This window comes from uncultured Formosa sp., from assembly GCF_947500765.1.
GTDB lineage: Bacteria > Bacteroidota > Bacteroidia > Flavobacteriales > Flavobacteriaceae > Formosa.
Window position 1 is genome coordinate 45,677 of record NZ_CANMTH010000002.1, and the last position, 21,610, is coordinate 67,286.

The window sequence follows — 21,610 nt, forward strand, 5'->3', positions numbered from 1 at the left end:
TTAAAAAATTCAATTCAAACTTAAATATATGAAAACTAATATTTTAAAGTTATCTGTGCTTAGTGCCATAGCTTTTGGAAGCTTAACAGCTTGTAAAGATGAGCCTAAAAAGGAAGCCGCAGAGGTAGCCGTTAAAGAAGAAGTTGTTCCCGGAATCAATTTAAATTATATTGATGATTCGGTGAAGCCTAATGACGATTTTTTTAAATATGTAAATGGTAATTGGTTAAAAAATAACACAATTCCTGATGATAGATCAAGATGGGGGAGTTTCGATGAATTAAGACAAAAAACAGATGAAGATGTTTTAGATATTTTAAAATCAGCAATGTCTGACGATAAAGATGTTAATAAAATAGAATTGCTTCCTGGGTCAGATCAAGAAAAAGCAGTTTTTCTTTACGAAACTATAATGGATACCGTTGCTAGAAATAAAGCAGGTATAGAGCCTTTAAAACCTATTCTAGCTAAAATTGATGCTATAAATAATGTTAAAGATTTAGAAAGCTATTTAATAGAAATGGAACCTAAAGGCGGAGCTGGATTCTTTGGTTTTGGTGTAGGTGCAGATGCAAAAGACAGTAATAAAAACGCAGCATATTTAGGAACAGGGCGTTTAGGTCTTCCAGATCGTGATTATTATGTTAAAGACGATACCGATTCTAAAGAAAAAAGAGATTTGTATGTAGCACATATTACTAAAATGCTTCAGTTTTTGGGAGATACAGAAGATGTTGCTAATGCACAAGCAAAACAAATTTTGGCATTCGAAACCAGTTTAGCGGAGCCTAAAATGGATAAAGTAGAATTAAGAGATCGTAGAAAAACATATAATCCTACAGCAGTTTCAGATTTGCAAAAAATGGCTCCAGCTATAGATTGGACAGCGTATTTTGATGGAATTGGTGCTAAAAAATTAGATACGGTAATTGTTAGTCAGCCAAAATATATAGAAGCATTACAATCTATTCTAGCAAAAAATAATGTGAACGATTGGAAAGCATATTTACGTTGGTCTGCCTTTAATCGTGCCGCTGGTTTATTGAGTAGCGATATAGAATTAGCAGATTGGGAGTTTTATAATAAAACATTACGTGGAGCGAAAAAACAACGCCCAAGTAATGAGAGAGCTTTGCAAACTGTTAATGGTACTATAGGTGAAGCATTAGGGAAATTATATGTAGATAAAAAATTCCCGCCAGAAGCTAAAGTGAAAGCAGAAGAAATGATTAAAAATGTAATTAAAGCATTTGAAAATAGAATCTCTGTATTGCCTTGGATGAGTGAAGACACTAGAGCAAAAGCTATTGAAAAACTTAAAGCAACTACAATAAAAATAGCTTATCCAGATAAATGGAAAGACTATTCTGCTTTAGAAATTACAAGTCCACAAGACGGAGGTACATATCTTCAAAATATACAAAATGCTAGAGTTTGGAATTTTCAAGAAGATATCGATAAATTAGGACAACCTGTAGATAAGACAGAATGGGGAATGTCTCCACAAACGGTAAATGCATATTTTAATCCATCTTATAATGAGATTGTATTTCCTGCAGCTATTTTACAACCTCCTTTTTACAACTACCAAGCAGACGATGCTGTAAATTATGGTGGAATTGGAGCCGTAATTGGTCATGAAATTTCTCACAGTTTTGATGACTCTGGAGCACGTTACGATAAAAATGGAAACTTAAATAACTGGTGGACAGATAAAGATTTAGAAGAGTTTACTAAGTTGGGAAAAGCATTAGCAGATCAATACAGCGCAATAGAAGTGTTACCTGATACTTATATTAATGGTGAATTTACTTTAGGTGAAAACATTGGAGATTTAGGTGGTGTAAATGCTGCTTATGATGCTTTACAAATGAGTTTTAAAAAGAATGGAAGACCAGAAAATATTGATGGATTTACTCCAGAACAACGTTTCTTTATGTCTTGGTCTACGGTTTGGAGAAGTTTATCTAGAGAAGATGCTTTAAAAAATCAAATAAAAACAGATCCACATTCTCCAGGAATGAATCGTGCAGTACAACCACTTTTAAATGTCGATGCTTTTTACGATGCATTTGGTATTAAAGAAGGAGATAAAATGTATATCGCACCAGAAAACAGAGTTAAAATCTGGTAATTTGATTCATTTGAGTTAATAATTTTTAAACCCCCGACAATGTGTTCGGGGGTTTCCTTTTACCTTTGGCTTTAGTATAGAATTGTATTTGCAATTTTAAAAAACAAAACCAACATGAAAACAAAAGGAATTTTATTAATTTTATTATGTATCACATTGTGGTCTTGCGGAACGTCTAAACATGTTAATGACGACAAATTGGTGAGTAATTTAGATAGTTATATGTCTAAAGTTGATGAGGATAAATCCTTAGAAGAATCATTCGTAGAAGGTGCTTTAACAGATGTAAATGGAGAAGAAGATTTAGGGACATTTAAATATTACATTAATTTCAATGCGAATACTAATAATTTGTATCGCATAAAAAATATTGAAGAAACTGGAAATTCGAGAATAGAAAGTTATTATTTTAAGGATAATAAATTGGTTGCTGTAACAGTTCGATCTTCTGTTGCGAAGGATAAAAAAATCTATCTTAATCATGGTAAAATCATATCTACTTCTAATATAGATTACAAAGAACAAGACTTACTTTTAATAAAGGCCAAACGCTTTCAAAACGAATATAAAAATAAGTAAAAAAGTAATTTTTAACCCCGATTAAATTCAATCGGTTTTTTTGTGGTTTAACACCGCTGTTTTCTTAAAATTCATTAATTTCGCGTTCTTATAAGAAAATAGAACCGATGAGCATGAGATTTCCTGAATATAAAGGTCTTAACTTACCAAATGTCGCAGAAGAAATTCTTGATTTTTGGGAGTCGAAAAATATATTTGAAAAAAGTATCACAACTAGAGAAGGAAAGGCACCTTATGTCTTTTTTGAAGGACCACCATCTGCAAATGGTTTACCTGGTGTACACCATGTTTTAGCGCGTTCTATTAAAGATATTTTTCCACGTTACAAAACCATGAAAGGGTTTCAAGTTAAGCGTAAAGCAGGTTGGGATACGCATGGTTTGCCTATAGAACTTGGTGTTGAAAAAGAATTAGGGATTACCAAAGAAGATATTGGTAAAACCATTTCTGTAGAAGATTATAACGCTGCTTGCCGTACTGCCGTAATGCGTTACACTGGTATTTGGAACGATTTAACCCGTAAAATGGGGTATTGGGTAAATATGGACGATCCATATATTACTTACGAACCAAAATACATGGAAAGTGTATGGTGGTTGTTAAAACAGATTTACGATAAAAAATTAATATATAAAGGCTATACCATTCAGCCGTATTCTCCTAAAGCAGGAACAGGTTTAAGTTCTCACGAATTAAATCAGCCAGGAACCTATCAAGATGTTACCGACACAACCATCGTGGCGCAGTTTAAAGCGAATGCAGATTCGTTACCAGACTTTTTACAAGACGAAGGCGATATCTTTTTCTTAGCTTGGACAACCACGCCATGGACATTGCCAAGTAACACGGCCTTGACTGTTGGAAATAAAATTGACTACGTTTTAGTAGAAACTTATAACCAATATACATTCGAACCGATGAATGTGGTGCTTGCAAAACCATTATTAGCAAAACAATTTGCAGGTAAGTTTTTCCAAGTCGATGCTAAACCAGCATTGTTAGATTATAAGCATGGTGATAAGAAAATTCCGTTTTACGTTGTAAAAGAATTTAAAGGAAAAGATTTAGTTGGAATTACGTACGAGCAATTAATGCCTTATGCACTGCCTAACGATAATCCTGAAAATGCCTTTAGAATTATTGCAGGTGATTTCGTAACAACAGAAGATGGAACAGGAATTGTACATACTGCACCTACTTTTGGGGCAGACGATGCTTTAGTTGCAAAACAAGCCGTGCCAGAAATTCCACCACTATTGGTAAAAGACGAAAACGGAAACTTAGTACCGTTAGTAAACTTACAAGGTAAATTCAGACCAGAAATGGGAGAATATGCTGGTAAGTATGTGAAAAATGAATATTATAACGATGGTGAAGCTCCAGAACGTTCTGTAGATGTTGAAATCGCTATTCGTTTAAAAGAAGAAAATAAAGCCTTTAAGGTTGAAAAATATAAGCACAGTTATCCAAATTGTTGGAGAACAGACAAACCTATTTTATATTACCCACTAGATTCTTGGTTTATTAAAGTAACCGACGTTAAAGGACGTATGGTAGAGCTTAACGACACCATTAACTGGAAACCAAAATCTACAGGAACAGGTCGTTTCGGAAATTGGTTAGCAAACGCTAACGACTGGAATTTATCGCGTTCACGTTATTGGGGAATTCCGTTACCAATTTGGAGAACCGAAGATGGCAAAGAAGAAATATGTTTAGGATCTGTTGCCGAATTAAAAGCAGAAATGGCTAAGGCTGTTGAAGCTGGCGTATTAGAAAAAGATATTTTCGAAACTTTTGAAGTTGGAAATAATTCTGAAGAAAACTATGCACAAATCGATTTACATAAAAACATTGTAGACCAAATTACTTTAGTTTCTGCTTCAGGCCAACCAATGAAACGTGAAAGTGACTTGATAGATGTGTGGTTCGATTCTGGTTCTATGCCATATGCACAATGGCATTACCCGTTTGAAAACAAAGAAAAAATTGACGGAAACGAATCGTATCCAGCAGATTTCATAGCAGAAGGCGTAGATCAAACACGTGGATGGTTTTATACACTTCACGCGATTGCGACTATGGTATTCGATTCTGTAGCTTATAAGAATGTGGTGTCTAATGGATTGGTGTTAGATAAAAACGGACAAAAAATGTCGAAGCGTTTAGGTAATGCTGTCGATCCTTTTGATACACTTACAGCTTACGGTCCAGATGCTACGCGTTGGTATATGATTGCAAATGCAAATCCGTGGGATAATTTAAAATTTGATAGTGAAGGTATAGAAGAGGTAAAACGTAAGTTCTTCGGAACACTTTATAATACGTATTCATTCTTCAGTTTATATACTAATTTAGATAAATTTAGCTATAGTGAAGCAGATATTCCATTAGCCGAACGTCCAGAATTAGACCGTTGGATTTTATCAGAATTACATTCACTTATTCAACGTGTAGATGAGTATTATGCTGAATACGAGCCAACAAAAGCGGCACGTGCTATTTCAGAGTTTACACAAGATTATTTAAGTAACTGGTATGTGCGTTTAAGTAGAAGACGTTTCTGGAAAGGCGATTACGAACAAGATAAGATTTCGGCGTACCAAACATTATATACGTGTATGTTAACCATTGCAAAACTTGGTGCTCCAATAGCTCCATTTTTCATGGATAAACTTTACCGAGACTTAACACAAGTGACACAAAAAGAAACATTTGAAAGTGTACATTTGGCTGAGTTTCCTGTGTTTGATGAATCTATTATAGACAAGTCTTTAGAGCGTAAAATGGGACGTGCTCAGGTTATTTCATCATTGGTATTATCGTTACGTGCCAAGGAAAAAATTAAAGTACGCCAGCCATTGCAAAAAATCATGATTCCTATAGATACTAAGGAACAGAAAGAAGAGATTTTAGCAGTTGCCGATTTAATAAAGCATGAAGTTAATATTAAGGAGATTGAGCTTCTTGAAGATGCATCAGATATATTAGTAAAACAAATAAAACCAGATTTTAAAGTTTTAGGCCCTCGTTTTGGAAAAGATATGAAGTTGATAGCTAGTGAAATAGCCAAAATGACTTCAGAAGATATTAAAAAAATAGAGCAAAGCGGTAGTATAGACGTTGAGGTTAATGGAAAAAGTATTACTTTAGGACGTGAAGATGTAGATATTATATCACAAGATATTGAAGGTTGGTTAGTTGCTAACGAAGGTAATTTAACTGTTGCATTAGATATTACAATTTCTGAAGAATTAAGAAAAGAAGGAATTGCAAGAGAATTAATAAATAGAATACAAAATTTACGAAAAGATTCAGGATTTGAAGTTACTGACCGTATAACTGTTAAGCTTCAAAAACATGATGATATTGTAAAGGCTGTAGCAACAAATTTAGAATATATAAAGGCAGAGACCCTAACAGCCGAACTTGAAATTATGGACCTGATAGATAACGGAATTGATATTACTTTTGATGATATTGAAACCAAGTTGTTTATTGAAAAACACTAACATTATGAGCGTAGACGTAAACGTAAGATACCCCGATAAGGATCTAGCCGAATTTAAAGAGTTAATTCAGGATAAAATTGTAAAAGCTAAACGTGATTTAGATTTAATAAAGAGTGCATACCAAAACGATTTAAATAACGGGACAGACGATACATCTCCGACCTTTAAAGCGTTCGAAGAAGGTAGTGAGACAATGAGTAAAGAAGCGAATTCGCAATTAGCGATTCGTCAAGAAAAATTTATTCGTGATCTTAAAAACGCGCTTATTAGAATAGAAAATAAAACGTACGGAGTTTGCCGTGTAACAGGTAAATTAATTAGTAAAGAACGTTTAAAATTAGTACCACACGCGACACTTAGTATCGAAGCTAAGAATATGCAATAAAAGTACTTTTAAATTTAAAAAATTAAACGCCTTACATGAATATGTTAAGGCGTTTTCTGCTTTTTTATGAAATCTATATTGTTAATTATTATCTGCTTATATTGTTCTGTATTGAGCGCTCAAAAACGGGTCGATAAAATAATTGATGCTCAAAATATTTCTACACTTCAAATTAATGGAGCCAATTGTTTTAAAATACATGTTCGAGCATTAAAAACTAGTGAAATCTCAATTCAGACCAAAATAGATGGAGAACATAGCGAGGATATGATTGTGATTGCAAGAAAAAGTAATGATACCCTTTTCATTTCTACAAGATTTCAACCATTATTTGAAGCTGATAACGATAAATTAAGTGCACATAAACTTATGTCTATAGAATTAGATATTCAGGTTCCAAAACATATAAATTTTAATATAAAAAGTGATATCGCTAGTGTCGTGGCAGAAGGCGTTTTTAAGTCTGCTTTTATCGAGTTAAATCAAGGACAATGTAATTTATTGTCGTTTTTAGGTTCAGCCCGCGTTAATACAATAAATGGTTCTATTTATGTAGAAACTAATTATGCGACTGTTAATGCTTTTTCAAGACATGGGGTAGTAAACCTTCAGCCATTGGCTTTAGGAAAAAATCAGTTAAATTTAAAGTCTATTCAAGGTGATATAAGTGTAATTAAAACAGAATAATATTCTTATTTTTGTTCAAAAGTCAAAGCATGTCCTTAAAAAAAGCCAGTTTACTTATTTTTGTTGTTCTACTAATCGATCAAATAAGTAAAATATATATTAAAACACATTTTATTTTAGGAGAGGATGTTACTGTTTTTAATTGGTTTCGAATTTATTTTATTGAAAATGAGGGTATGGCTTGGGGAACTAAAATTAGTGATTTTACCTCGTCAATTACAGACAGAACTGCTAAAACATCACTTACTGTTTTTAGGATTTTTGCCATATTTGGTATCGGATATTGGTTATATGCCACCATAAAAAATAAAGGGCATTATTTACTCACCATAGCAATTGCTTTAATTTTTGCAGGTGCTTTAGGTAATATTCTTGATTCTGTATTTTATGGTCTTATTTTTAATGACAGTCACGGGCAAATAGCTTCGTTTATGCCAATAGAAGGTGGTTACGATTCTTTACTTCATGGTAAAGTGGTAGATATGTTATATTTCCCTATATGGAAAGGTTATTTACCAGAATGGTTGCCGATTTGGGGCGGAAAATTTTTCACCTTTTTTGAGCCTGTTTTTAATGTTGCAGATGTAGCTATTAGTACAGGATTTGTTATGTTATTGTTGTTTAATAAAAAAGGATTTCCAAAAGATTAATTTTAAAAAAAAAATATAATAACTTAACTCATTATTGTTTTAAAGAAGGTGGTTTACATTCATGAAAACAGATATGATTTAACGTTTTTAAAATCAAATTTTAAGTATATAAATAAAGTTTAAAACTATGAGACAATTATCAGTGTTTGCTTTATTCGCCGTTGTTATTTTAACAACTTCTTGCCAAAATGAAGGTAAAAAAGTTGAAGAAATAAAAGACGAATTACCAGCAACAAATCCATTTTTTGCGGCAAGCGATTTACCCTTTCAAGCACCTGCTTTCGATAAAATTAAAAACACAGACTTTTTGCCCGCTATGGATGCAGGTATGAAAGCACAATTAAAAGAAATTAAAACAATTGTAGAAACACCTGGAGCTGCAACTTTTGAAAATACTTTTGTGCCCTTAGAAAAAAGTGGTCAGTTATTAATGCGAGTTAGAAATGTGTTTAACTTATTATCTGGTGCAAATACTAATCCAGAGTTACAAGCTATTGAAGAAGCGTTAGCGCCAAAATTTGCAGAACATAACGATGCTATTTATTTAAATTCTCAATTGTTTGAACGAGTAAAAACAGTGTACAGCTCTAGAGAATCTCTTAAATTAGATTCTGAATCTAAACATCTGGTAGAGTATTATTATCAGCGTTTTGTGTTAGCAGGGGCTAATTTAAAAGAAACAGATAAGTTAAGACTAAGAGAATTAAATGGGGAAGTAGCCTCGTTAAGTGCTAAGTTTACTAATCTATTATTGGCAGCAGCAAAGTCAGGTGCTTTGGTTGTAGATAATAAAGAGGCTTTAGCAGGTTTGTCTGAAGCAGAAATTAGTGCAGCTGCTAATGAGGAAAAGACTCAGTGGACTCTACCTTTACAAAACACAACCCAACAGCCAAGCTTACAAAACTTGACTAATCGCGAAACACGTGAAAAATTATTTACTAATTCTTGGACACGTGCCTCGAAAGGAGATGAAAACGATACTAGAAAAATAATTGAACGTATTGCTGTAATTCGTGCAGAACAAGCTTCTATCTTGGGATATGAAAATTATGCAGCGTGGAAACTTCAAAACCAAATGGCAAAAACGCCAAAGGCTGTTCAAGACTTTTTAGATCAATTGGTTCCTGCTACAGTAGCTAAAGCTAAAGTAGAGGCTGCCGATATTCAAGCATTAATTGATAAGCAAAAAGGTGGATTTGAACTGGAAGCTTGGGATTGGAATATGTATGCAGAGCAAGTTAGAAAAGAAAGATATGATTTAGATGATACTCAGATTAAGCCCTATTTCGAATTATGGAATGTATTAGAAAATGGTGTGTTTTATGCTGCGAATCAATTATATGGTTTAACATTTAAAGAACGTAAAGATTTACCTGTATATCAGGAAGATGTGCGTGTTTACGATGTAATAGATAAAGATGGTAGTCAAATTGGATTATTTTATGGTGATTATTATAAACGTGATAATAAATCTGGTGGTGCTTGGATGAGTAATATTGTAGACCAATCTAAACTTTTAGAAACACAGCCTGTAATATATAATGTGTGTAACTTTACTAAGCCTGCAGAAGGGGAAGCTGCTTTAGTGAGTTTTGACGATGTTATTACAATGTTTCATGAATTTGGACATGCTTTACATGGTTTCTTCGGAGATCAACAATATGTAAGTTTATCAGGAACAAACACACCACGTGATTTTGTTGAGTTTCCATCTCAATTTAACGAGAACTGGGCACTTTATCCTACCATACTAAACAATTATGCTAAGCACTATGAAACTGGAGAGCCTATGCCACAAACGTTAATCGATAAGATTAAAAAAGCATCTACGTTTAATCAAGGGTATGCGTTAACGGAGGTTGTGTCTGCAGCAAGTTTAGATATGCAATGGCATACTATTTCTAAAGATGTTAAAATTGATGATGCAGATGTTTTTGAAAAAGAAGCGTTAAAACGTACACATTTAGATTTAAAGACTGTGCCACCACGTTATCGTTCTACATATTTCTTACATATTTGGGGTAATGGTTACGCTGCTGGATATTATGCGTATTTATGGACAGAAATGTTAGATCATGATGCGTATGCTTGGTTTGAAGATAATGGTGGTTTAACACCTGAAAACGGACAGCGTTTTCGTGATATGATTTTATCTCGTGGAAACACTGAAGACTTTGAAAAACTGTATCATGATTTTAGAGGTCAGGGCCCAAAAATTGAACCGATGTTAAAAAATAGAGGCTTAATAGATTAAGAAGATAACTCACTAATAATAACAAAAGCTCGCAGTATAATATTGCGGGCTTTTTGTTTTAAAAGGTGTAAACATGTTTTGGTGTGATGCAGTAATTTAAAGGGATATCGCTTTCGTAAATATCAGATATTTCTGTTTCAGCTTCAAAAAAAGAAAGTCCAATTTTAATTGTTTCAGGGTTGCAGGATTCTAAAAAACGGTCGTAAAAACCTTTGCCATATCCAATTCTATTCCCTGTTTTGTCGAATGCTAAAAGCGGAATAAAAACAACTTCAATACTTGAGTTTGGTATAGGAATACCATCTATAGGCTCAGGAATATTATACGCATTTTTTTTAATGGTTGTTGCGTCTGTAAGTAAAACCTGGTGCATCAATCCAGTTTTGAAATCACTTCTAGAAATTACAATATTTTTATCTTTCCCTGAAAGAATATTCAGGATGAACTCTGTGTTTATTTCCTTTTGTTCTTCAATAGTTAAAAAAATATGATAGAACGATTTGTTCCAAATGGGAAGCTTTAAAAGCTGATTGGAAATTTCTAAACTTAGATCATCACAAGCGTCTAGCGATAGGGCTTTGCGTTTTGTTTTATATAATGTGCGTAATTCAGATTTAGTCATGAATTATTGTTTCAGTTTTCTTGTGATATGAAAAAGAGCATCTCCCTGATAAACAATTGGAGATTCGTTTACATTAATAATATAACCACTTATTTCTGCTTTCACATAATCGTTAAACTTACCATATGGGTCTGTTATATTTCCTAAGATATCTCCTTTTTTTACTTTTGAAGACATTAAATCTAGTGTAGGTCTAAACAATCCAGAGTAATTTGCACGTTGCCATCTGCTTTCTAAAATAAATACACATGGTTTCTTTGGGGGAGTGATTTTAAATTTTGCATTAAGCATGTTTAAATGCGCTAAAACACGCTTTGCTCCATTTACACCTGTGTTCGTTACATTTGCATCTAAATGAATAGATTTTCCTCCTTCAAACAAAAGCATGGGAATACCTAATTTAGAGCAGGTGTAACGGAAGGATTTACTTAAGTTTTTAGAATACATTACAAAAGGAGCGCCAAAGGATTTCGCTAATTCGTCTAATTCTAAATTTTGTTTTTCAATTCTAATTTGCGGGGCATTAAAACGGCCTGCACCTCCTGTATGGAAATCGACAACATAATCTACCGATGGAATAACTTCGTGAATTAATTTATAGGCAACTTGGCTTGCAAGCGATCCGTTGTCGTTTCCTGGGAATACACGGTTTAAATCACGGCCGTCAGGGAATTCTCGTTTTAAGTTTATGAACCCAAAAATATTAATTACTGGAATACAAATAATACTTCCGCGTTTAGGTTTATTAATGCCTTTTGCTATAAGTTGGCGCACGATTTCTACACCATTTACTTCGTCTCCATGAATTCCAGCTGTAAATAAAACGGTTGGTCCAGGGCGTTTAGAACGTTCTATAAAAACAGGAACATCTACACTAGAAGAGGTGTGCAAATTGGCGACATCAAAACTGATCTCGGCACTTTCTCCAGGGAGAATTTTTTTACCTAAAACGTGTAAAACATCCTTGTTATTCATTCGTTATCGTTTTGCATTACGCTCAATAAAGGTAATGATGTTTTTGGCAATATTTTTACCTGTAGCAGCTTCTATGCCTTCTAGTCCAGGAGTAGAGTTTACTTCTAAAAGTAATGGACCTCGAGACGATTGTAGCATATCGACACCACAAACAGGGAGTTTTAAAGCAGAGGCTGCATTTATTGCTAATTTTAATTCGGCTTCATCTAATTTTATAATATTTGCAGATCCACCACGGTGTAAATTAGATCTAAATTCGCCTTCTTTTCCTTGGCGTTTCATGGCTCCAACAACTTGCCCGTCTACAATTAAGGCTCTTAAGTCGGCACCATTTGCTTCTTTAATAAATTCTTGAACAATAACACGAGCTTGTAAACCATTAAAAGCTTCAAGTACAGATTCTGCTGCATTTTTAGTTTCGGCTAAAACCACACCTAAACCTTGAGTACCTTCTAATAATTTAATAATTACAGGTGTGCCTCCTACATGAGCAATCACTTCTTCAACATCTCTAGAGTAATTGGTAAACACCGTTTTTGGCATGCCTATTCCTGCTTTACTAAGACGTTGTAACGATCTCAGTTTATCTCTAGAACGCTGTATGGCGTCTGAGGTTACAATGGTAAACACATTCATCATTTCGAACTGGCGTACTACTGCACAACCATAAAAGGTAACCGAAGCACCAATACGCGGTATAATCGCATCTACATAGTCTAAATAACGATTTTTATAGAAAATAGTAGGTTTCTCTTTTTCTATAATAATGTCGCATTTTAGTGGATCTATAACTTCTATTTTATGGCCACGTTTTTCTCCTTCAACAACCAATCTGTCTGTAGAGTAAAGTTCTGCGTTTCTTGATAAAATTACAATATTCATTAGCTTTTTAAATTAAATGATAAGTTTTGAAGATCGACATCGACTAGAAATTTTCGTTTTAAAAATTGTCTTCCAATAAGTACAGGAAACCTCATATCGTCTCTAGTGCTTAAAGTTAAGTTTATCTTGTATGTTTTACCAAAAATTATGACTTCAGATTTTATTTTATATCTATTTTCTTTAATGCCATTACTACTTTTAACGTTTGTAAATGTGTATTCTGTAAATACAACTTCTTCACTGCTAAAATTAGGGTGGCCTTTACTGTAAAAAGTACAACGTAAAGTGTTGTTTTCTTCTTTGATTTCGGAACAATGTATAGCAGAAGTATATGCTCCTGTATCTATTTTTACATCTATGTTAAATAAATTTAATTTCGGAAAATCAAATTTATCTACCCGACCTATATATCGTTTATCCATGTTGGTGTTAAAAGGGCGAAAGATATTTAATGTTGAATAAAAAGTACTATATAATATGATAAAATTTATATAATGAAAATTGGTTTTAATATTGTTATAGTATATTTGATTTATGGATGAAACCGCATTACAAATTAAGTTAAAAACGTTGCCTAGTTCGCCAGGCGTATATCAGTATTTTGATGCAAATGGTACTATTATTTATGTAGGAAAAGCCAAAAACTTAAAGAAGCGTGTGTCGTCGTATTTTACCAAAAATCACGATAGCGGAAAGACCAGAGTTCTTGTAAAAAAGATTGTAGAGATTAAACATATTGTGGTCGAGACAGAAACCGATGCTTTGTTGTTAGAAAATAATTTAATAAAAAAACATCAGCCACGTTATAATGTTCTGCTTAAAGATGATAAGACATACCCTTGGATTTGTATAAAAAAAGAACGTTTTCCGCGTGTATTTTCTACACGAAGAGTGATAAAAGATGGTTCTGAATATTTTGGTCCGTACACAAATTTTAAAACCATTCATACCCTTTTAGATTTAATAAAAGGGGTGTATCCGTTAAGAACATGTAATTACGATTTATCTGAATCTAAAATTGATTCCGGTAAATATAAAGTCTGTTTAGAATATCATTTAGGGAATTGTAAAGGGCCTTGTGAAGATTATGAATCGATAGCGGAATACGATAAAAATATTATCGCCATTCGAGAGATTTTAAAAGGTAATTTTAAGGATTCTTTGCACCAATTTAAAAATCAGATGCAACAATTGGCAGCCGATTTACACTTTGAAGCCGCTCAAAAAGTTAAAGAAAAAATTGAGGTTTTAGAAAATTATCAAGCAAAATCTACAATTGTGAATCCTAAGATTAGTAATGTAGATGTGTTTTCTATTATGAGCGACGAGGGTTTTGGGTATGTTAATTTTCTTCAGTTATCGTATGGTTCTATTATTCGTTCTCATACTTTAGAAATTAAGAAAAAATTAGACGAAACAGATAAGCAGCTATTAGAATTAGCAATTACAGAAATTCGTCAGCGTTTTCATTCTAATTCAAAAGAAATATACGTACCTTTTAAAGTGAGTATAGGCGAAAATGTTAGAGTAACTGTTCCGCAGTTAGGAGATAAAAAACGAATTTTAGATTTGTCTTTACGCAATGCAAAATACTATCGTATGGAGCGTTTTAAACAAATAAAAATTACCGATCCAGATAGGCATGTAAATCGTATAATGGCACAAATGAAAACAGATTTACGTTTACATGAAGAACCTCGCCATATTGAATGTTTCGATAATTCAAATATTCAAGGAACGCATCCAGTTGCAGCTTGTGTAGTTTTTAAAGACGGAAAACCAAGTAAAAAAGATTATAGACATTTTAATATAAAAACAGTTGTAGGTCCTGACGATTTTGCATCTATGGAAGAAGTTGTATTTAGACGTTACAAGCGCTTAGTCGAAGAAGAGCAGCCTTTGCCGCAACTAATAATTATAGATGGAGGGAAAGGGCAATTATCTTCGGCGTTAAATGCATTAAATGATTTAGGATTACGCGGAAAAATTGCAATAATTGGGATTGCAAAGCGTTTAGAAGAATTATTTTATCCAGAAGATCCAATTCCGTTATATTTAGATAAGAAAAGTGAAACTTTAAAAATTATTCAGCAATTACGAAACGAAGCACATAGATTTGGTATAGAACACCATAGAAATAGACGTAGCAAAAGTGCTCTAAATACAGAATTAGAAACCATTCCTGGAATTGGTGAAAAAACAATTGTAGAATTATTAAGTCATTTTAAATCTGTAAAACGGGTTTCTAATGCGTCTTTAAAAGATTTAGAAGCTGTAGTAGGTTTCTCGAGAGCAAATAAAATTTTTAATTATTATCATACTCCATAATTACATGCGCGTAATTCTATTTTTTAGTATCATTTTTATGAGTGTTTTTGTTCATGCTCAAGAACAAAAAACACCATCTGTTACCGATTTAAAAGTCGGACTTGTTTTAAGTGGAGGAGGAGCTAAAGGATTAGCACATATTGGTGTGATTAAAGTTTTAGATAGTTTAGGTGTTCGTGTAGATTATGTTGCGGGAACAAGTATGGGGGCTATTGTAGGCTCGTTATATGCTTCTGGGTATACTGGAATAGAAATTGATTCTATTTTTAAGACTATAAATTTCGATAATATTATTATTGATAATATTCCGCGTGAAGCGAAAACATTTTATGAACGTGAAAACTCAGAACGTTATGCCTTAACATTACCGTTTGATGGTTTTAAGCTGCGTTTACCCACTGCTTTGTCTCGAGGTCAGAATACCTTTAATTTGTTATCGGAACTTACGTTGCACGTAAAAAACACTACAGATTTTAGTAAGTTGCCTATTCCGTTTTTCTGTATGACCACAGATATGGAAACAGGTAAGGCCGTGCAGCTAGAGCGTGGTAATCTGGCGCAATCAGTTATGGCTAGTGGTGCATTGCCAACCTTGTTTCAGCCCGTTTATATGGATGATAATGTGTATATAGATGGAGGTGTTGTTAATAATTATCCGTTAGGTGAAATGAAAGCCAAAGGGATGGATATAATTATAGGTGTAGACGTGCAGGATGGTTTGTCTAAAAGTAAAGACTTAAAGTCTGCTACAGAGATTTTATATCAAATACAGAATTATAAAACACTGAGTGATATGGTTAAAAAAATCGAAGCAACCGATATCTATATCACGCCAGATATTAAAAATTTCAATGTAATTTCTTTCGATCAAGGTGCCGAAATTATAGAAAATGGGGCTTTAGCAGCAAAAAAACACCTTAGTGAGTTAGAGGATTTAGCAAGAAAACAACATGCTAAACGAAAAGAAATGCCTCCAATAAAACATTTAGATTCTATTTCTATTAATGGTATTCAAATTCACGGAAACGATACCTATTCACGGGCTTACATTTTAGGTAAGTTAAAATTAAAAAGTAATACACGTGTAAGTTATATTGATTTTTCTGATGGTGTAAATAACCTAATAGCAACAAATAACTTTGATAGTTTTACTTACGATTTAAGACCTTCTAAAAATAAACATGGTTTCGATTTAATTACAAATATTAAAGAAAGTACTAAGAAAACAGCACTTAAACTGGCATTGCATTACGACGATTTGTATAAAAGTGCAGCCTTGGTAAATATTACAACTAAACGCCTTTTAACCAATAACGACGTAATGTCTTTTGATCTTATTTTAGGAGATAATTTGCGTTATAATTTTGAATATTATATAGATAAAGGATTTTATTGGAGTATAGGTTTGCGATCGCGTTATAACCAGTTTAATAAAAATGTTGCAGCAGATATTCTGTTAAGAGAAGCAGATCCCGGTATAAATAAAATAGATACAGAATTAAAAGATTTTACAAATCAATTTTACATACAAACTCAGTTCTTGAGTGACATGGCATTAAGTTTAGGAGCAGAACATAAATATTTAAAAATCTCTTCTGAAACAATTATAGAAACACCGGAATCATCAGAAAGTACTTTTGAAAACCGTAATTATTTTAGTGGGTTTGCAAAAATGAATTACGATTCCTATGATAATAAATACTTCCCTAAGAATGGATTTTATTTTAATGGCGATTTTCATCTGTATTTTTATGCGTCTGAAAGTGATACAGATTTTGATCAATTTTCTATAGCTAAAGCAGATCTTGGTTATGCTTTTAAAATTAGTAATAAATTCTCTGCAAGTATTTTGTCTGAAGGCGGGTTTAGTATAGGAAGTAACGAAAGTCCGTTTTTAAATTTTGCTATAGGAGGGTATGGAGGAAACTTAATTAATAATATTAAAAGCTTTTATGGTTACGATTGGTTGTCTGTTTCAGGAGATGGTTTTGTGAAAACTACATTTAAAATAGATTATGAGTTTTCTAAAAAACATCATTTAATTGCTGCTGCTAATTTTGCAAATATAGAAGACAATCTCTTTACATCAGGCGAATGGCTTACATCTCCAGATTATACAGGTTACGCTCTTGGTTATGGTTGGGATTCTTTTTTAGGCCCGATAGAGGCGACCTATTCGTATTCTCCAGAAACAAAACAAAGTGTGTGGTTTTTTAATATCGGATTTTGGTTTTAGTATTGATAATTAGTTTTAAAAGAAATACTTTAATACACTTTTTGGAATCTTAGTAAATTAAGAAGACTGAGTTAACAAAAATATAATAATTTAAAAACGAAAAGACTATAGTTAATTTTGACGGAGTTTTTATCTTTTAATACATTTGGAATAGAAATTGTTATTAGGTGGTTCAACAACAACTAAAATAGCAGAACCTTTAGTTGCAATTTAGAAAACAAGTATGAGAAATTTTTATATCATTTTATTTTTAGTTAGCAGTGCGACTCTTAATCTTAGGGCGCAGAATGAAAGTGCTTTCGATGCAGGCGAATGGTTTAAATTTGAAATGAGTTATAGTGGTTTTTTCAAAGCAGGATATGCAACTATAGAAGTAAAAGATAATTATTATAAAGGCAAACCCGTATATCATATTGTTGGTAAAGGATGGACTACAGGCCCTATAAAATGGTTTTTTATGGTCGATGATCGCTATGAAACTTACATTGATAAAAAAGACTATTCTCCCTATAAATTTGTTAGAAAAATTGATGAAGGTGGGCATACTAAAAATATAGAAATTGAGTTTGATAAATCTCAGAACAAAGCTTTCGTTCACAATAAAAAAAAGAACACACATAAAACTATAGATACCAAGGCAGATGTTCAAGATATGGTCTCGACATTTTATTATTTACGTAATGAACTCGATATAAAAAATCTTAAAAAAAATGATGAGGTTGAGGTAAATATGTTTTTTGATGAAGAAAATTATGCTTTCAAATTAAAATATCTAGGAGAAGAAGTTATAGAAACCGAGTTTGGTAATATCGCATCTTTAAAATTCAGACCGTATGTTATGGCAGGTCGTGTGTTTAAAGAAGAAGAAAGTTTAACGCTTTGGGTTTCTAACGATAAAAATAAATTACCATTACGCGTAAAAGCAGATTTAGCGGTTGGTTCTTTACGTGCAGATTTAACAGCGTTTAAAGGACTTATACATCCGTTTAATATTATTGTAAAACCATAGTTAATATCCTTTTTTTATTTTTTTAAGTTCTGAAGTCTTCCTAGGTGAAAAGGTATTAAGTTGGCTTAAGGTGTAAGGGCTAGAGATAATCTTTTTAAGTATAAGTTTAAATACATGGTAATAAAAAGGATTATTACCTGTGCTTACTTATTTATTAACAGTTTTAGAACACTGTAACCACAATGAATTTATTAATTTAGCAGAATTGTAAAACAGGCATAATCTTTGTGCAATTTTATGCTGTTGTTTATGCTGGTAAATAACAATATATGTTATTAAAAGAGGCTTTAGGTTTAGCCTGAATTTTGAAGAGTAATAATACTCAAGCAAACAAAAAAAATAAAAAAAATATTTTTCCAGATTTATGGACCAAACAAGAATGATAAGATTGGTGAAAGGGTGTGTAATTATTTTCGCAGCTACACTAGGGGTAACAAGTTGTAAAGACGAGCCTAAACAAGATTTAAAAACAGATTTAGCCGTAGCCGAAAATATAGCAGTCCCCGATGTTTACGAATTTGGTTTTAATTTAAACGACTTTATTGTAAAACGAGATACCATTAAGTCGGGAGATAGTTTTGGTCAGATTTTGGAACGCAATAATATTGGGTTTTCTAAAATTTATCAAATTGCAGAAAAAGCAAGAGATAGTTTCGATATTAGAAAAATTCAAATCGGAAAACCTTATACATTACTTTGTGCTAAAGATTCTTTAGAAACTCCAAAGTGTTTCATATATCAACCTAGTAAAGAAGAATATGTTGTAGTAAACTTTCAGGATACTATTCATGCCTATACAAGTAGAAAACCCATTAAATATGTAGAGAAGGAATATTCAGGAATTATTAATAGTAATATTTCTCAAACACTAGCCGACGATGGTTTAAGTTTAATTCTAGCATATAAAATGTCTGATATTTATGCGTGGACTATCGACTTTACAAGACTTCAAAAAGGCGATCGTTTTAAAGTTATTTATACAGATAAATATATAGACGATACCATTTATGCAGGAATAGATAAAATAAAAGCGGCTTATTTTGAACATAATACAGAGCCTTTTTACGCCTTCGAATTTGAAACAGATTCCGTTCTTGGTACTACAGATTTTTATAATGATCAAGCCAAAACATTACGCCGTGCATTTTTAAAAGCACCTGTAGAATATAAGCGTATTTCATCACGTTATAATTTAAACAGACGTATTGCTTTATATGGTAATAGAGTTCGTCCACATAAAGGAACAGACTTTGCTGCTAATATTGGTACACCTATTGTTGCAACTGCAAATGGTAAAGTAACTAAATCTAGTTATACCGGAGGAAACGGAAACTATGTCAAAATTCGTCATAATAAAGTGTATGAAACACAATATCTTCATATGCAAAAACGTAAAGTTAAAGTTGGCGATTTTGTAAAACAAGGCGATGTTATTGGTTGGGTTGGTATGACTGGAAATACCTCTGGACCTCACGTATGTTATCGTTTTTGGAAAAATGGAGAGCAAGTAGATCCATTTAAACAGAAATTGCCGGCTGCAGAACCTATTTCAGAAGACTTAAAAGAAGAATATTTAGAATATATTAAACCTATTAAAGTTCAGATGGATGCGATACCTTTTTCGGAAGGAAACAAATTACAAGAAGAGCAAAATTTAATAACACAAGCATATTAATTATGGCCTTACCAACAATTAACCCAACAACAACCCAAGCATGGAAAAATCTTCAAAAGCATTTTGAAGACATCCAAGACACACACATGAAAGATTTATTTGCTAACGATCCAAATCGAGCAAGTGATAATACCATTATATGGGATGACTTTTTTGTAGATTTTTCAAAAAATAGAATTACAGAAAAAACGAAGACGCTTTTGCTAGAATTAGCAGATGAGGTGAAGCTGAAAGATGCGATGAAAAGTTATTTTTCTGGAGATGTTATAAACGAAACCGAAGGCAGAGCTGTATTGCATACCGCATTAAGAGCTCCAGAATCGGCTAAAGTTATGGTTGATGGCGAAAATGTAATGCCAGAAATTTACCGTGTAAAAGCAGAAATTGAAACGTTTACTAATAAAGTAGTAAATGGTGAATTAAAAGGGTTTACAGGAAAACCGTTTACAGATGTTGTTAATATTGGTATTGGAGGATCGGATCTTGGTCCTGCGATGGTTGTAGAATCATTACAATATTATAAAAATCAATTAACAACGCATTTTGTAAGTAATGTAGATGGTGATCATGTAAACGAAGTTATTAAAGTTTTAGATCCAGAAACTACCTTATTTGTAATCGTGTCTAAAACATTTACAACTCAAGAAACATTATCTAATGCAAATACCTTACGTACTTGGTTTTTAGAACATGCTAATCAAGACGCCGTTGCTAGTCATTTTGTAGCAGTATCTACTAATATTGAAAAGGTAAAAGCATTCGGAATTAACGAAGCAAACATTTTTCCAATGTGGAACTGGGTTGGTGGTCGTTTCTCTTTATGGAGTGCGGTTGGTTTAACTATTAGTTTAGCAGTTGGTTATAAGAATTTTGAAAGTTTATTAGAAGGTGCTCACGATATGGACGAGCATTTTAGAACTACAGAATTCGATAAAAATATACCTGTTGTTCTCGCATTATTAAGCGTTTGGTATAACAATTTCTTTAAAGCAGAAAGTGAAGCGGTTATTGGTTATAGCCAATACTTAACACAGTTTGCTACATATCTTCAACAAGGTATTATGGAAAGTAATGGTAAGAGTATCGACAGAAACGGAGATCGTGTAAATTACCAAACAGGTACTTTGATTTGGGGAGAACCAGGAACAAATTCTCAACATGCATTTTTTCAATTAATTCATCAGGGAACTAAATTAATTCCTGCAGATTTTATTGGATATGTAGAATCTTTACATGGCAATACAGATCATCAAGATAAATTAATGTCTAATTTCTTAGCACAACCCGAAGCGCTTCTTCATGGTAAAACTAAAGATGAAGTTTTAGCAGAAATGGAAACTCAAAATTTATCTGAAAAAGAAAAATTAAGCTTACTTCCATTTAAAATTTTTGAAGGGAATAAACCTACAAATACCATTTTTATTAAGAAACTTACGCCTAAAAGTTTAGGGAAATTAATAGCTATGTATGAGCATAAAATCTTTGTTCAAGGGGTGATTTGGAACATTTTTAGCTACGATCAATGGGGCGTAGAGCTAGGAAAACAGCTTGCAAATAAAATTTTGAAAGAGTTTGATGATGCCGAAAATTACGAACATGACAGCTCTACTCTTAATCTTTTAAATTATTATAAAAAACAGCGTCAATAAATTATAAAGACGCAAATTTTATCCTAAAAGTTC

16 protein-coding genes are annotated in these 21,610 nt (G+C 32.7%); 12 read left to right on the forward strand and 4 right to left on the reverse strand.

Annotated elements, in window-relative coordinates; translation table 11 throughout:
- Nucleotides 1-28: 28 nt before the first annotated feature.
- From Q1B05_RS03320 to dcp, 7 genes are all read left to right on the forward strand, one after another.
- Nucleotides 29-2,134, forward strand: a complete 2,106-nt coding sequence (locus Q1B05_RS03320; protein WP_299777558.1) for a M13 family metallopeptidase — start codon at nt 29-31, stop codon at nt 2,132-2,134.
- 114 nt (nt 2,135-2,248) lie between these two features.
- Nucleotides 2,249-2,713, forward strand: a complete 465-nt coding sequence (locus Q1B05_RS03325) for a hypothetical protein (RefSeq protein ID WP_299777560.1) — start codon at nt 2,249-2,251, stop codon at nt 2,711-2,713.
- 107 nt (nt 2,714-2,820) lie between these two features.
- Nucleotides 2,821-6,225, forward strand: coding sequence for an isoleucine--tRNA ligase (ileS, locus tag Q1B05_RS03330; protein ID WP_299777562.1), 3,405 nt, complete (start codon nt 2,821-2,823; stop codon nt 6,223-6,225).
- A 4-nt stretch (nt 6,226-6,229) separates the two neighbouring features.
- Entirely contained in the window at nt 6,230-6,610 is a 381-nt protein-coding gene (locus Q1B05_RS03335) for a TraR/DksA C4-type zinc finger protein (RefSeq protein ID WP_299777564.1), read from the forward strand.
- 111 nt (nt 6,611-6,721) lie between these two features.
- Nucleotides 6,722-7,297: a hypothetical protein gene (locus Q1B05_RS03340; RefSeq protein ID WP_299777566.1), complete on the forward strand. Its 576-nt coding sequence runs from the start codon at nt 6,722-6,724 to the stop codon at nt 7,295-7,297.
- Nucleotides 7,298-7,326: 29 nt separating this feature from the next.
- Nucleotides 7,327-7,947: a lipoprotein signal peptidase gene (locus tag Q1B05_RS03345; protein WP_299777568.1), complete on the forward strand. Its 621-nt coding sequence runs from the start codon at nt 7,327-7,329 to the stop codon at nt 7,945-7,947.
- A 127-nt stretch (nt 7,948-8,074) separates the two neighbouring features.
- Nucleotides 8,075-10,201 carry a peptidyl-dipeptidase Dcp gene (dcp, locus tag Q1B05_RS03350; protein WP_299777571.1) on the forward strand — a complete coding sequence of 709 codons (2,127 nt, stop codon included), beginning with the start codon at nt 8,075-8,077 and terminating at the stop codon, nt 10,199-10,201.
- 58 nt (nt 10,202-10,259) lie between these two features.
- Here dcp and Q1B05_RS03355 read toward each other — a convergent pair whose 3' ends face one another.
- Genes Q1B05_RS03355 through Q1B05_RS03370 form a run of 4 tightly spaced genes read right to left on the reverse strand, consistent with a single transcriptional unit; the run spans nt 10,260 to nt 13,102 of the window.
- Entirely contained in the window at nt 10,260-10,823 is a 564-nt protein-coding gene (locus tag Q1B05_RS03355) for a 5-formyltetrahydrofolate cyclo-ligase (RefSeq protein ID WP_299777573.1), read from the reverse strand.
- Between the two features lie 3 nt (nt 10,824-10,826).
- The gene (locus Q1B05_RS03360) at nt 10,827-11,798 is read right to left on the reverse strand and encodes a succinylglutamate desuccinylase/aspartoacylase family protein (RefSeq protein ID WP_299777575.1); all 972 of its coding nucleotides are present in this window, start codon (nt 11,796-11,798) and stop codon (nt 10,827-10,829) included.
- Nucleotides 11,799-11,801: 3 nt separating this feature from the next.
- The gene (gene rimK / locus Q1B05_RS03365; protein WP_299777577.1) at nt 11,802-12,680 is read right to left on the reverse strand and encodes a 30S ribosomal protein S6--L-glutamate ligase; all 879 of its coding nucleotides are present in this window, start codon (nt 12,678-12,680) and stop codon (nt 11,802-11,804) included.
- Entirely contained in the window at nt 12,680-13,102 is a 423-nt protein-coding gene (locus Q1B05_RS03370) for a RimK/LysX family protein (protein ID WP_299777579.1), read from the reverse strand. The genes rimK and Q1B05_RS03370 overlap by 1 nt, the downstream gene beginning before the upstream one ends.
- A gap of 112 nt (nt 13,103-13,214) precedes the next feature.
- On the opposite strand from Q1B05_RS03370, the gene uvrC reads away from it, so the two are divergent.
- From uvrC to pgi, 5 genes are all read left to right on the forward strand, one after another.
- On the forward strand, nt 13,215-15,008 hold the full coding sequence (uvrC, locus tag Q1B05_RS03375) for an excinuclease ABC subunit UvrC (RefSeq protein WP_299777581.1): 1,794 nt from the start codon (nt 13,215-13,217) through the stop codon (nt 15,006-15,008).
- Nucleotides 15,009-15,045: 37 nt separating this feature from the next.
- Nucleotides 15,046-17,244 (forward strand): patatin-like phospholipase family protein, encoded by a 2,199-nt coding sequence (locus Q1B05_RS03380; protein WP_299777583.1) that lies wholly within the window; start codon nt 15,046-15,048, stop codon nt 17,242-17,244.
- Between the two features lie 223 nt (nt 17,245-17,467).
- Nucleotides 17,468-18,253, forward strand: a complete 786-nt coding sequence (locus Q1B05_RS03385; protein WP_299777585.1) for a DUF3108 domain-containing protein — start codon at nt 17,468-17,470, stop codon at nt 18,251-18,253.
- A 364-nt stretch (nt 18,254-18,617) separates the two neighbouring features.
- Entirely contained in the window at nt 18,618-19,928 is a 1,311-nt protein-coding gene (locus Q1B05_RS03390; RefSeq protein WP_299777587.1) for a peptidoglycan DD-metalloendopeptidase family protein, read from the forward strand.
- Nucleotides 19,929-19,930: 2 nt separating this feature from the next.
- The gene (gene pgi, locus Q1B05_RS03395; protein WP_299777589.1) at nt 19,931-21,577 is read left to right on the forward strand and encodes a glucose-6-phosphate isomerase; all 1,647 of its coding nucleotides are present in this window, start codon (nt 19,931-19,933) and stop codon (nt 21,575-21,577) included.
- Nucleotides 21,578-21,610: the final 33 nt, after the last annotated feature.

What these genes read in the sequence shown, in the direction of transcription:
- Q1B05_RS03390 (WP_299777587.1), top strand. Translation starts at nt 18,618, where the DNA reads ATGGACCAAACAAGAATGATAAGATTGGTGAAAGGGTGTGTAATTATT.
- rimK (WP_299777577.1), bottom strand. Translation starts at nt 12,680, where the DNA reads ATGAATATTGTAATTTTATCAAGAAACGCAGAACTTTACTCTACAGAC.
- pgi (WP_299777589.1), top strand. Translation starts at nt 19,931, where the DNA reads ATGGCCTTACCAACAATTAACCCAACAACAACCCAAGCATGGAAAAAT.
- Q1B05_RS03370 (WP_299777579.1), bottom strand. Translation starts at nt 13,102, where the DNA reads ATGGATAAACGATATATAGGTCGGGTAGATAAATTTGATTTTCCGAAA.
- Q1B05_RS03325 (WP_299777560.1), top strand. Translation starts at nt 2,249, where the DNA reads ATGAAAACAAAAGGAATTTTATTAATTTTATTATGTATCACATTGTGG.
- ileS (WP_299777562.1), top strand. Translation starts at nt 2,821, where the DNA reads ATGAGCATGAGATTTCCTGAATATAAAGGTCTTAACTTACCAAATGTC.
- Q1B05_RS03320 (WP_299777558.1), top strand. Translation starts at nt 29, where the DNA reads ATGAAAACTAATATTTTAAAGTTATCTGTGCTTAGTGCCATAGCTTTT.
- Q1B05_RS03385 (WP_299777585.1), top strand. Translation starts at nt 17,468, where the DNA reads ATGAGAAATTTTTATATCATTTTATTTTTAGTTAGCAGTGCGACTCTT.
- uvrC (WP_299777581.1), top strand. Translation starts at nt 13,215, where the DNA reads ATGGATGAAACCGCATTACAAATTAAGTTAAAAACGTTGCCTAGTTCG.
- Q1B05_RS03360 (WP_299777575.1), bottom strand. Translation starts at nt 11,798, where the DNA reads ATGAATAACAAGGATGTTTTACACGTTTTAGGTAAAAAAATTCTCCCT.
- Q1B05_RS03355 (WP_299777573.1), bottom strand. Translation starts at nt 10,823, where the DNA reads ATGACTAAATCTGAATTACGCACATTATATAAAACAAAACGCAAAGCC.
- Q1B05_RS03345 (WP_299777568.1), top strand. Translation starts at nt 7,327, where the DNA reads ATGTCCTTAAAAAAAGCCAGTTTACTTATTTTTGTTGTTCTACTAATC.
- Q1B05_RS03335 (WP_299777564.1), top strand. Translation starts at nt 6,230, where the DNA reads ATGAGCGTAGACGTAAACGTAAGATACCCCGATAAGGATCTAGCCGAA.
- dcp (WP_299777571.1), top strand. Translation starts at nt 8,075, where the DNA reads ATGAGACAATTATCAGTGTTTGCTTTATTCGCCGTTGTTATTTTAACA.
- Q1B05_RS03380 (WP_299777583.1), top strand. Translation starts at nt 15,046, where the DNA reads ATGAGTGTTTTTGTTCATGCTCAAGAACAAAAAACACCATCTGTTACC.